At 69.0% G+C, this 12,242-nt stretch carries 10 protein-coding genes; 5 read left to right on the top strand and 5 right to left on the bottom strand.

Annotated features, from left to right (window positions below; all coding sequences use genetic code 11):
- Positions 1–21: 21 nt before the first annotated feature.
- The 4 genes from OWC43_RS04835 to OWC43_RS04820 all read right to left on the bottom strand — a co-directional run bounded on the left by OWC43_RS04835 (position 22) and on the right by OWC43_RS04820 (position 6,073).
- The gene (locus OWC43_RS04835; RefSeq protein WP_393955901.1) at positions 22–1,701 is read right to left on the bottom strand and encodes a GspE/PulE family protein; all 1,680 of its coding nucleotides are present in this window, start codon (positions 1,699–1,701) and stop codon (positions 22–24) included.
- Positions 1,702–1,858: 157 nt separating this feature from the next.
- Complete coding sequence (locus OWC43_RS04830; RefSeq protein ID WP_393955900.1) at positions 1,859–3,655, bottom strand: long-chain-acyl-CoA synthetase; 1,797 nt, start codon at positions 3,653–3,655, stop codon at positions 1,859–1,861.
- A gap of 63 nt (positions 3,656–3,718) precedes the next feature.
- Positions 3,719–4,726, bottom strand: coding sequence for a homoserine O-succinyltransferase (locus OWC43_RS04825; protein WP_393955899.1), 1,008 nt, complete (start codon positions 4,724–4,726; stop codon positions 3,719–3,721).
- Between the two features lie 54 nt (positions 4,727–4,780).
- The gene (locus OWC43_RS04820) at positions 4,781–6,073 is read right to left on the bottom strand and encodes an O-acetylhomoserine aminocarboxypropyltransferase/cysteine synthase family protein (protein ID WP_393955898.1); all 1,293 of its coding nucleotides are present in this window, start codon (positions 6,071–6,073) and stop codon (positions 4,781–4,783) included.
- Between the two features lie 441 nt (positions 6,074–6,514).
- Between OWC43_RS04820 and OWC43_RS04815 the strand changes: the two genes are divergently transcribed.
- Both OWC43_RS04815 and OWC43_RS04810 read left to right on the top strand, forming a co-directional pair.
- Complete coding sequence (locus OWC43_RS04815) at positions 6,515–6,958, top strand: cupin domain-containing protein (RefSeq protein WP_393958494.1); 444 nt, start codon at positions 6,515–6,517, stop codon at positions 6,956–6,958.
- Between the two features lie 63 nt (positions 6,959–7,021).
- Positions 7,022–7,900 carry a branched-chain amino acid aminotransferase gene (locus OWC43_RS04810; RefSeq protein WP_393955897.1) on the top strand — a complete coding sequence of 293 codons (879 nt, stop codon included), beginning with the start codon at positions 7,022–7,024 and terminating at the stop codon, positions 7,898–7,900.
- Between the two features lie 71 nt (positions 7,901–7,971).
- Here OWC43_RS04810 and OWC43_RS04805 read toward each other — a convergent pair whose 3' ends face one another.
- A complete protein-coding gene (locus OWC43_RS04805) occupies positions 7,972–9,660 on the bottom strand; it encodes a thiamine pyrophosphate-binding protein (protein ID WP_393955896.1) in 1,689 nt (562 codons plus the stop codon).
- A gap of 314 nt (positions 9,661–9,974) precedes the next feature.
- Here OWC43_RS04805 and OWC43_RS04800 point away from each other — a divergent pair, with 314 nt between their 5' ends.
- The 3 genes from OWC43_RS04800 to OWC43_RS04790 all read left to right on the top strand — a co-directional run bounded on the left by OWC43_RS04800 (position 9,975) and on the right by OWC43_RS04790 (position 12,214).
- Positions 9,975–10,514, top strand: coding sequence for a flavin reductase family protein (locus OWC43_RS04800; protein WP_393955895.1), 540 nt, complete (start codon positions 9,975–9,977; stop codon positions 10,512–10,514).
- 174 nt (positions 10,515–10,688) lie between these two features.
- Complete coding sequence (locus OWC43_RS04795) at positions 10,689–10,961, top strand: phosphopantetheine-binding protein (protein ID WP_137830727.1); 273 nt, start codon at positions 10,689–10,691, stop codon at positions 10,959–10,961.
- 53 nt (positions 10,962–11,014) lie between these two features.
- Positions 11,015–12,214, top strand: coding sequence for an acyl-CoA dehydrogenase family protein (locus OWC43_RS04790; RefSeq protein ID WP_393955894.1), 1,200 nt, complete (start codon positions 11,015–11,017; stop codon positions 12,212–12,214).
- Positions 12,215–12,242: the final 28 nt, after the last annotated feature.

The following is a 12,242-nucleotide window of genomic DNA, read 5'->3' as shown; positions in this document are numbered from 1 at the left end:
GAGGCCGCCATCGCCACCCCGCTAACCGGTGATCCGCATCACCTCGTCGAGGGAGGTGAGACCCTGCCCCGCCTTGGTGATGCCGTCGTCCAGCATGGTGGTCATGCCGCGCGCCCGCGCCGCCTCGACGATGCGCGAGGGGTCTGGCTCGCGCCGCACCAGCGGCTCGATCTCGGCGTCGATTGTCAGAACCTCGAACACGCCGACCCGGCCGCGATAGCCGGTGCCGCCGCAATGCGGGCAGCCGGCCGCCTTGAAGAAGTCGCGCCGCTCCGGTGCCGGCGTGCCCCGCCGGGCGCAGATCTCGACGGCCGCCTCCGCGGCGCGGGGGTCGGGTACCTTGCACTTCTCGCATAGCCGGCGGACCAGCCGCTGACCGAGCACTCCGCGGAGCGAGGCGGCGATCAGGTACGGTTCGACGCCCATATCGGCGAGCCGCACCACGGCGTCGGCGGCGGTGTTGGTGTGCAGCGTGGTCAGGACGAGGTGGCCGGTGAGCGCGGCCTGGATGCCGATCGCCGCGGTCTCGCGATCGCGCATCTCGCCGACCATGATGACGTCGGGGTCGTGGCGCAGGAACGAGCGCAGCGCGGTCGCGAAGGTCAGGCCGATCTGCGGCTTCACCTGGGTCTGATGGATGCCCGGCAACTGGTACTCGACCGGATCCTCGACGGTGACGATCTTGCGCGAGGGATCGTTCAGCATCGAGATGGCGGTGGCCAAAGTCGTCGTCTTGCCCGACCCGGTCGGACCAGTGACGATCAGGATGCCGTGCGGCTCGGCGAGCAGGCTCTCCATCGCACGCTGGTCGCGCCCGGACATGCCGATGCGCTTGAATTCGAGGAGCCGCGTGTCCTTGAGCAGGATGCGCAGGACGGCGGTCTCGCCGTAGAGCGTCGGCATCACCGCAACGCGCAGATCGGCCTCCTGCGAGCCGACCTTGACGTTGGTGCGCCCGTCCTGCGGCAGGCGCCGCTCGGCGATGTCGAGCCCCGCCAGAATCTTCACGCGCGACAGGATGGCCGGGGCCATGTGCTTGGCCAGGGTCTGCTGCGCCCGCAGGTGGCCGTCGATGCGGAAGCGGACGCGCAGATCCTCGCGGCCGGTCTCGATATGGATATCGGTGGCACCCTGCTCGACGGCGCGCTCCAGCATCGCGTCGATGGCGCGCACGATCGGGGCGCCGCGGGCGAGGTCCTGAAGCGTCTCGACATCGTCGGAGAAGGCGATCTCGGCCGGGATCTCCTCCGGCTCGGCCGCGGCCTCTCCGCCGCCGCGCTCGAACAGGGCTTCGATCTCCTCGAAGGAGAGCACGGCGAGCGCCACCGATCCGCCGAGGGCGAGGCTGGCCGCCTGGATCGGCTCGACGAGCGACGGATCGGCCACGCATAGGAGGGGGCGGCCGGCTTCCGAGACCGGGTAGAGGAAGGCCTCGCGCAGGAAGCGCCGCGACAGCCCGTCGAGCAGATGGGGCCATTCGGCGATGCGCCGGGCGTCCGCCCGCGTCAGACGGTGAAAGGCCGCGATGGCGTCGGCCAGATCGCCCGGCGGCAGTCGGCCCTCGCGCCAGATCGCTTCCGCCGCGCCCGCACCGGCCCGCGTGCCCCTCGCCTCACCGGATTCGGCGCCGTGGCGGGCGCGCAGGAAGGCGAGGAGGTCGCCACCCCCGCCCTCGTCCGTGCTGTGCGCCCCTGCCTGCACTGTCGCTTTCCGCTTTGGCGCTGAGGCGCCCGGCCGATCCAAGAAGCGCGAACGTGCGCGGCCCGTCCAGCTTGCTGGCGGTGCCGCGGGCGTCCGGGACTCAGGAAGCGGTGGAGATGTGGCGGATTGACGACAGCGTTATGGGCGTCCCCCAAGCCTAGAGCCGCAGGGTGCCGGCCGCGATCCGAGCGTAGAGGGCCGGATCGATCGCGCAGTAAGCACCGTCGCGATCGAGGAAGAGCGGATCGCCAGTGCGGGCGGGATCGTAGCCCTCCTCGGCAAGGACCGCCTTCTTCTGCTTGAAGGTCTCGGTATGGCCGAGCTCTTCCGTGAGGCGGAGGAACAGCGGCCGGGCGTAGGACGGCAGCCGTTCGACCAAGTCCGCATGGAGCCGTTCGAGATCGAAGCCGGGCCCGACCGTGAGAGCGGCCATGCCGGCGCGCCCGTCGGCGCCCGGCACCGCGACGCCGTAGACGCAGGCCTCCGCGACGCCCTCGCTGCGGGCCAGCGCCTCCGCGACCTCGGTGGTGGCGACGTTCTCGCCCTTCCAGCGGAAGGTGTCGCCGATGCGGTCGACGAAGTAGAAATAGCCCTGCGCGTCGCGCCGCATCAGGTCGCCGGTGCGCATCCAGGCATCGCCCGGCTTCAGCACGTCGCGCAGCACCTTGCGGTCGCTCTCGGCGGCATTGGTGTAGCCCTCGAACGTGTACTCGGCCTTGTCCGACAGGCGGCCGAGCAGTTCGCCGGCCTCGCCGAACGCGGCCGGGACGCAGCGGCCCTCGGCGTCGCGCAGGGGCAGGCCGGTCGTCACGTCGTGCCGGACGATGAGGGCGGGCGAGCGGCGGGCCATGAAGCTCGGCACCCGGCCGACCGCCCCGACCCGACCCTCGACATTGTAGAGCGAGAGCGTACCCTCGGTCGCCGCGTAGAATTCGAGGATGCGGGGAATGGCGAACCGCGCCTGGAAGCGTTCCCAGACCTCCGGGCGCAGGCCGTTGCCGGTGCAGAGGCGCAGGGAATGCGCCCGCTCCTGCGGGTCGGGCGGGGCCAGGGTCAGGTAGCGGCACAGCTCGCCGATATACTGGAAGAGGGTCGCGCCGGATTCGGCGACATCCGACCAGAACCGGCGCGCCGAGAATTTTTCGCGGATGACGACGGAGCCGCCGCCCAGGAGCACGCTGCCGGGGGCCACGACACCGCCGACGCTGTGATAGAGCGGCAGGCAATCGTACATCCGGTCGTCCGGCCCCGGATCGACCAGGCCGGCGAACCAGTGGGTCCACATCATGATGCGATGGTGGCTCACATGGGCGGCCTTCGGCAGGCCGGTGGTGCCGGAGGTGTAGATCAGGAGCGCGGGATCGCGCAGGGTCACCGTCGGCGCCTCCTCGGGGCCGAGCGGCTCGCCGCTGAAACCGGCGCTCTGGGTCGCGAGCGAGGTCTCGGCCCCCTCGCCCTGCCAGCACAAGGCAGGCTGCGAGACGAGGTGCGGCCACGCGCCCTCGAGCGCCTCGGCGAGATCGGTCGCCGCGATGACGAGGCGCGGCGCGGCCGCATCGATGCAATGGGCAAGGCCCCGCTCGCGCAGATGGATGTTGAGCAACGCCACGCGCAGGCCGATGCGGGTCAGGCCGAGCCAGATCGCGAGATAATCGGGCCGGTTGGGCATCAGCAGCGCGACCGTGTCGCCCTTGGAGAACTCCTGCGCCAGGGCCCAGCGGGCGTAGCGATGCCGCCGCGCCGCGAGATCGCCGTGGGACAATGTCTCGTCGGTGCCGATCAGGGCGGGCGCGCCCGCCCGCTCGGCGGCAATGGCATCGAGGACGAGGGGGAAGATCCGCTCCGGATGCGCGTCGATGCGGGCGGTGCGCGCCAGCGCCCCGATCCAACCCGCCGTGGAGGAGACACGCGGCGGGATCGCGGTGGGGGAGAGATCGGTCTGCAGGGTCGTCATGCGATGTCCATTCGATCGCGCCGAAGGCGGCCGCGCTTCTCCCTCGCGGGGATATTGCCCGCCTCAGGCGACCGCCTCGGCGGTCGCGCGCAGGGCGCGGTTTGCGGCGACCAGGGACAGCCAGTTGCGGAAGAGGCGCGCGGCCCCGTCCTGCCAGGCGGCGGGGCGGGGCGGCGTCGCCGCCATGCCGGGGAAATCGGCGTGAAGCGAGAGCGCACGCTTGATCCGGGCGAGTTCCGCGAAGGTTTCGAGGCGCTCGATCGCGTCGTCGCTGTAGTAATTCTCAGGAATTCCCGGGCAGGTGTCGCGGCTACCCTCGAGGAAGCGGCCGATGTCCCGGCGGTATTCTCGGGCGAGGGTATCGATCTCGTATTCCGGATGCCCCTGGAGGAACACCATCAGGCTCGCGCCCTCACGCACGAACAGATCGACGCCCACGGCCTCCGAGCGGCGCAGCACCGTGTAGCCCTTCGCCGCGAGTTCGCCCTCGGGCAGATCGTTCCAGCGGGAATGCGGCACCGGCATCACCGGCGCCATGCCGGAGAGCAGCGGGTGAGGCTGGGACGCCGCGCAGGGATAGACGCCCGAATGCTTGGCCGGCAGCGGACGACGCTCGATTCCATCGAGATGCAACACGGCGGCATGCGCTGCGAGGCAGGAGAACAGCGTCGAGGTGGTGGCCTGGGCGGCCCAGTCCACCACGGCGGTGAAATCCGCGTAATAGGGCTCGGCATCGAGGCGGGCGGCCTTCGGTTCGGAGCCGGTGATCACGAGGGCGTCGAGGCCCGCCGTCGGCAGGGCGGTGTGCGGTGCGTAGAACCGATCGAGATGCGCGCGGGCGAGCGGTCCGCGCGGCACCGAGGCGAGGCTGAAGAAGCGCAACTCGACCTCGGGACCGATCAGGCGCCGGAATTGACGCTCGGTCTGGACCAGGGCGGTGTCCGGCATGTTGTTGAGGAGGCCGATCCGCAGGCGCGGCGCCGGGGCCGCCGCCTCGCTCAGGGACGGCGGAACGGTGTCGACGAGACCGGTTTCGCCGTAGGCCGCACCGGAGCCACCGTGTTCCAGCATGGGTCTCTCCTCTCGAAACGGGACGGGATGGACCGGGCGCGCCCGGCTGACGCCTCAGGCGGCGCGGGCGAGGGGCCGGGCGGCGGCCAGCGCCTGATCGAGATCGGCGACGATGTCGTCGATATGCTCGATGCCAACGCTGATGCGGATGGTCTCGGGCAGCACGCCCGCCATCCGTTGCTCGTCGGGCGTCATCTGGCGATGGGTGGTCGAGGCCGGGTGGCAGGCGAGCGACTTGGCGTCGCCGATATTGACCAAGCGCTTCACCAGCTTGAGCGCATCGTAGAAGGTCTTGCCGGCCTCGAACCCGCCCTTCACGCCGAAGGTGAGAAGCGAGGAGCCCTCGCCGCCGAGATACTTGGTCGCCATGGCGTGGTGGGGGCTGTCGGGAAAGCCGGCATAGTTCACCCAGTCGATGCCGGGATGGGCGCGGAGGTACTCGGCGACCTTGCGGGCGTTCTGGACGTGGCGCTCGACGCGGAGCGCCACCGTCTCGATGCCCTGGAGCAGCAGGAAGGCGGACATCGCCGGAAGCACCGCGCCGGTGGTGCGCTGGTAGACGCTGCGGGCCCGGGCGGCGAAGGCGCCGCGGCCGAAATGATCGGCGTAGACGAGACCGTGATAGGACACGTCCGGCGTCGAGAATTGCGGGAAGCGCTCGGGCTCGGCCTTCCAGTCGAAACGACCGGAATCGACGATGATGCCGCCGAGCGTGGTGCCGTGCCCGCCCATGAACTTGGTGAGCGAGGCGATGACGATGTCGGCCCCGTAATCGATCGGCCGCATCAGGATCGGGGTCGGAACGGTGTTGTCGACGACGAGCGGCACACCGTGGGCGTGCGCCACTTTCGCCAGCGCCTCGATATCGCAGATGTTGCCGGCCGGGTTGCCGATCGACTCGCAGTAGACCGCGCGGGTCTGGCGATCGATCAGCTTCTCGATGTCCTCGGGGCGGTCGCTCGCGGCGAAGCGGGTGGTGATGCCCTGGCGCGGCAGCACGTGGGCGAGCAGCGTGTGGGTCGTGCCGTAGAGCTGGGGCACGCAGACGATGTTGCCGCCGTGGTCGGCGAGGGTCGCGATGGCGTAATGGAGCGCGGCCTGACCGGTGGCGACGGCGAGCGCCGCATGGCCGCCTTCCAGTTCCGCCACGCGCCGCTCCAGAACCGCGACGGTCGGATTCGCGATGCGGCTGTAGCGGAAGCCCTCCTCCTCAAGGTTGAACAGGGCGGCGCCGTGATCGGCGCTGTCGAAGGCGTAGGCGACGCTCTGATAGATCGGCACGGCGACCGCGTGGGTGGTCGGATCGTGCTCGAAGCCGGCGTGGACCGCGATCGTTTCGCTGCGCATGGTGACGTGTCGTCCCTGGAACCCAAGGTTCGGCGGGCCAGCCGCAAGGCCGGGACCACGCCGAGATGTGCCGAAACGGCACGCGATCCGCGGCGCCCGGCGAGGCCGATACTGTCCCGCTCGCCGGTTGATTTTTCCGAAAGATCAGTGGGATGGCCTGAGAACGCACAGGTCATCGAGGCATTTTCGAGCCGCATGGTTGCGAAATTCTGCGTAGATTCAGCGTCTCTCCGTGAAGCAGACGTGCCGTTTCGATCACTCTACTTCAGAGCCAAGTCACCCTTGAGCCTCAATTGCAATCTTCACCGTATCTGCGTTAGCCATATTGGATAGAGCATCTTGCAAGAACAAGACGTTTGTGGTGCTGCTTGATTGAGGCGCCTCCGGAGTGGTCCTGGACGCCCGACGACCCGAAGCGAGGAAGACGTGTCTACCACCCCGATGATTCCGTCCGTGACGACGGGCGATCTGCGGTCGGCTCCGATCGAGCCGAGCTGGATTCACGAGGGGATGCCGATCGCGCGCAACACCATGCTGTCGCGCAGCGCCGACCGGCTGGCCTGGACGCTGGTCTGGGATTGCACCGCCGGCAAGTTCGAGTGGCATTACGACATCGACGAGACGATCCACTTCCTCGAGGGATCGGCCACGATCAGCGACGGCATCAATCCGGCCAAGACCTTCGTGGCGGGCGACGTGCTGTTCATTCCCCGCGGCGCCGTGTGCCACTGGCATGTCGAGAGCTACGTGCGGAAGGTCGCCTTCTGCCGTCAGACCCAGCCGAAATATCTCGCGCTGGCGCTGCGGGCATTCAACAAGGTCAAGAAGATGCTGCGCCGCAAGTCCTCGCCGACCGTCGGCGGCGGCCTGTTCGAGGCGGCCTGATTAGCGCGCCCAGCCTCGGGGCCGCCACGCCGGCCCCGCTTCTCCCCCTTCGAGGCACACGCCATGACGACGCCGGAGATCGACGCGACGATCGACACTTGGACGTTCTTCGAGGGTGCATGGCACCCCGGAAACGTCCGGATCATGGGTCCGCGCAGCCACGGCGCGTGGCTCGGCTCCACGGTGTTCGACGGCGCCCGCGCCTTCGAGGGCGTGACGCCCGACCTCGATCTTCATCTCGCCCGGGTCAACCGGTCGGCCGTCGCATTGGGCCTGGAACCGAAAGTGACGGTCGAGGGCTGGAGCGATCTCGTCGCGCAGGGCCTGTCGCGCTTCGCGCCCGACGCCGAACTCTACATCCGACCGATGTACTGGGCGGAGAGCGGCTTCGCCGGCGGCGTGCGTTTCGATCCCGCCTCCACCAATTGGTGCCTCTCGATCTATCACGCGCCGATGCCGCTGCCGTCCGGCGTGCGGGCGACGCTCTCCCCCTTCCGCCGCCCCTCGATCGAGGTCGCCCCGGTCGATGCCAAGGCGGGCTGCCTCTACCCGAACGGCGCCCGCGCGCTGACGGAGGCGCTCTCGCGCGGCTTCGGCAATTGCCTGATGCTCGACGGCCTCGGCAACGTCGCCGAATTCGCCAATGCCAACGCGTTCCTCGCCCGCGACGGAATCGTTTACACGCCGGTGCCGAACGGGGTGTTCCTGGCCGGCATCACCCGCGCGCGGGTCATCACGCTTCTGCGGAAGGCCGGCGTCGCGGTGATCGAGAAGACGCTGCGCTACGACGATTTCCTCAAGGCCGACGAAGTGTTCACCGCCGGCAACTTCGCCAAGGTGGCACCGGTGACGGGGCTCGACGACGTGCGGTTCGAGCCGGGTCCGATGTTCCGCATGGCGCGGCAATTGTACTGGGACTTCGCGCACGGGCGGATGGATTGAGCTGAGCGCTCGGCCTTCCCCCCGCGTCGTACTCGCGGGCCCCCTGCCCTCCGCAGGGGCGGAGGATGTCCTTACTGTCCCGCCAGCGCCTTCTCGCGGATGGCCGTCAGCGTCGAGCCCGGCGCGATCGCGTCGACGGCGATCTTCACGTGGATGATCGCCGGCTGATGGGCCGCGAGCGCCGCGTCGAGCGCCGCCGGGAAATCCTCGGTCCGCTCGACCGTAAAGCCGACGCCGCCGAAGGCGCGGGCATAGGCGGCAAAATCCGGATTCACGAGGTCGGTGGCATAGACGCGGCCCGGAAAATCGCGCTCCTGATGCATCCGGATCGTGCCGTAGCTGGCATTGTCGGCAACGATGCAGACGATGTTCAGTCCGTACTGCACGGCCGTCGCGAATTCCTGGCCGTTCATCAGGAAATCACCGTCGCCGTTGAGCGAGATGACGATCCGCTCGGGATGAAGACGCTTCATCGCCACCGCGGCCGGCACGCCGTAGCCCATCGAGCCGGAGGTCGGCGCCATGTGGGTGGCGAGCCGGCGGAAGCGGTAGAAGCGGTGGATCCAGGCGGCGTAATTGCCTGCGCCGTTGCACAGGATCGCGTCCGTGGGCAGCGCCTCGCGCAGCTGGATCATCACCGCGCCGAAATTGACCGCGCCGGGCTGCGGCGTGGCCGTCTCGCTCCAGGCCAGATACTCGGCGTGACCTGCACGCGTTGCTTCCGACCAGGGCTTCGACGCGGGCGCGGGCAGCCGTGCGAGGGCGGCGGCCATGCGCGTCGGCGCAGCGTTGATCGCGAGATGCGGGACGTAGACCCGGCCGAGCTCCTCCGGTCCCGGATGGATGTGGACGAGGCGCGTGCGCGGCGCCGGAATATCGAGGAGCGCGTACATCTGGCTCGCCACCTCGCCGAGGCGCCCGCCGAGCACGATCAACAGATCGGCCGCCTTGACCCGTGCCACCAGCTTGGGATTGGCGGCAAGGCCGAGATCGCCCGCGTAATTCGGGTGGAGCGGGTCGAACAGGGGCAGGCGGCGATAGCTGGTGGCGACCGGCAGATCGAAGCGTTCCGCGAAGGCGCGCAGATCGGCGTAGGCCCGCTCGTCCCAGCGGCTGCCGCCGAGCAGCAGGAAGGGGTTTTGGGCCTCCGAAAGGAGGGCGGCCAAGCGCTCCATGTCCTCGATCCCGGGCGCGGCCTCAACCGGCGCGAAGGCCGGCGCGATAGGCCCCGGCGCTGGATCCTTCAGCATGTCCTTCGGCAGCGCCATCACCACCGGACCGGGCCGCCCCCCGCAGGCGGTGTGGAAGGCGCGTGAGACGTATTCGGGCACCCGCGCGCCCGTCTCGATTTCGGTCGCCCATTTCGAGATCGGCCCGAAGGCGGCGCGGTAATCGACCTCCTGCCACGCTTCGCGGTCGCGCAAGCCCCGCTCGATCTGACCGACGAACAGGATCATCGGCGTCGAATCCTGCTGGGCGATGTGGATGCCGGCCGAGGCGTTGGTGGCGCCAGGACCGCGGGTCACGAAGCAGATGCCGGGCCGGCCCGTCGCCTTGCCATGCGCCTCCGCCATCATCGCCGCGCCGCCTTCCTGACGGCAGACGGTGATGGCGATGCCGGAATCGTGGAGGGCATCGAGCACCGGCAGGTAGCTCTCGCCGGGCACCGCGAAGACATGCTCGACGCCATTGGCGACCAGTTGATCGACCAGGGCCTGGGCGGCGGTTCGGGGGAGCGGTCTCGCGGCCTCTTCAGACATCACTCGAACCTCTTCGGGAAGATCCACTCAACACATTGTCCCGGATCAGGACGTCCCCCCGCCTCGGATGGGAATCGTGCCACGTCCGGACAGAAATCGGCCCTTCTGGCTGGGCCCTTCACTTGCAGAAGAGCCTCCGAAGACCGGAGCCGTCATAGGCCAGAACCCATAACGTCCGGTTTCGAAACGGATCGCGGCGGGCCTCGATCGATCCGGATTGATCTGAATTCACTGCCCTTCGAGTGGTCGATGCCATGGATGCGGTTCGGAGTTCCCTCGCAGCGAATCTCCGGCTCACCCCGCCCGAGGGGGCGATGAGCCTGGCCGTCGATCGCGTCCCCCCGCCGATCGCCGATGCCGGCCTCCTGAAGCAGGCGATGCGCCGCCTCGTCGGCGGCGTCGTCGTGGTGACGGCGGGCAGCGGCGAGGATCGGGTCGGGCTCACCGCTACCTCGGCCGTGTCGCTCTCCGTCGATCCCCCGACCATGCTGGTCTGCGTCAATCGCGCCTCCGCGACTTGGCCGGTGATCGTCCAGCGCCGACATTTCTGCGTCAGCATCCTGGCCGACGGGCACCGTTCCATCGCCGAGCGCTTTGCCGGGATCGGCTCCCTGCGCGGTCCGGCCCGCTACCTTGGCTCCGAATGGACCACCATGGCCTCGGGCGCGTCCGGCCTGACCGGCGCACAGGCGATCATCGATTGCGACCTGGAAGAGGTCATCGAGCGGCACAGTCACGCCATCCTGCTCGGTGCCGTGCGCGAGGTGCGGCTCGGCGCGGAGTCCGGCGCGCTGGTCTACGGTCGCGGCAGATTTCATGATTTGCCCAGCCCCGACGGACGAGCCGAACCTTAAGATTTTTCAATACGTGCCGTCACCACTCGATTAACCTATCAAGTCATTAATGATCTCAAACGAATTGATTCGAAAACTAAGAAGGGTATTTATTGAGATCATGATGATATTGCGACCCATCAGATCGCAGCGCAAATCAGACAACCTAGAACAGTCGAACCAGCGCGAGCCACCATGTCAGAGACGATGACGCAGACCGTAGCGAACCGCACGATGGGCCTAGCCTACGAGATCGCCAGTCGGCACGCGATCAAACCAGAATTCGGACCGGGTGATGCATTGGTCGATGTCGGCCTATCCTCCCTGGACTTGGTCAATCTGATGATCGCCGTCGAGGCCGAGTTCGACATCATGATTCCGCCGACGGCGCTGACGCCGAAGAACTTCTACTCGATCGAAACCATCGCCCACATGGTCGAGACCGTGCGCGCGGCGCCGTCCGCCTGATTTCACCCCAGCCCGACCGCCGGCATGGCCGGCCTCACACGCCGAGCCCAGCCATGACCATGCAGTCGATGTCCGGTCCCGATGAGACCGCCGAGGCCACCGACCTCGCTGCCCGCGCGGCGGCGGTCGCCGCGATCGCCGCCCTCCACGCCGAGGCGGTGGATCGCGACGGGCGCTTCCCGGAGGAGGCTTTGGCCGCCCTCAAGTCGCAGCGCCTGCTGGGCGCGATGGTGCCGATCGAACTCGGCGGGGAAGGCGCCGCGATCCGGGCGCTCGCCGACATCGCCTACGCACTCGGCCGGGCCTGCGCCTCGACCGCCATGATCTTCGCCATGCATCAGACCAAGGTCGCCTGCCTGATCCGGCACGGCCGCGGCGACCCGTGGCGCGACGGCCTGATCCGGCGCATCGCCGACGAGCAGCTGCTCATGGCGTCCTCGACCACGGAAGGTCAGGGCGGCGGCAATGTCCGCTCCTCGGCGGCCGCGGTAGAGAGCGACGGCGAGAGCGTGAGCCTGGAGCGGGCCGCCACGGTGATCTCGTACGGCGCCCAGGCCGACGGTGTCGTCACCGTGGCCCGCCGCAACGCCGAGGCCGCCGCCTCCGATCAGGTGCTCTGCGTCTTCCTGAAGGAGGACTACACCCTGGAACGCCTGAGCGGCTGGGAAACGCTGGGGATGCGCGGCACCTGCAGCAGCGGCTTCCGCCTCGTGGCGAAGGGGCGCCCCGAACAGGTGCTCTCCGCCCGCTACGGCGACGTCCACAACCAGACCATGACGCCGGTCTCCCACATCCTCTGGTCGAGTGCCTGGGCCGGCATCGCGGCCTCCGCCGTGGATCGGGCCCAGGCCTTCACCCGCACCGCCATGCGCGGGGCCGGCGGCGTCGCACCGCCCGGTGCGCTCCACTATGCCCGCGCGGTCTCCAGCCTGAAGCAGGCCCGCGCCCTGATCGTGCAGGGGCTCGACCGGTTCGAGGCCGCGGGCGACGACGCGGCGGCGCTCGCCGCCCTCGATTTCCAGACCGCGATCACGATGCTGAAGGTCGAGGTCTCGGAACTCGCGGTCGCCACGGTGTCGAGTGCGATGCGGGCCAACGGGCTCGCGGGCTACCGCCAGGACGGCGCCTTCAGCATCGGTCGCGCGCTGCGCGACATTCTCTCGGCGCCGATCATGATCCACAACGACCGGATCGTGGCCAACCTCGCCACCGCGACCCTGATGTCCCCGGTCGCCGCCTCGCTCAGCGCCTGAACCCGCCACCCTCGCCCTCTGCCCGAGA

Origin of the sequence: Methylorubrum sp. POS3, from assembly GCF_043352485.1 — a bacterium.
Classification (GTDB): Bacteria; Pseudomonadota; Alphaproteobacteria; order Rhizobiales; family Beijerinckiaceae; genus Methylobacterium; species Methylobacterium suomiense.
This window is presented reverse-complemented; position numbering and strand designations above follow the sequence as displayed.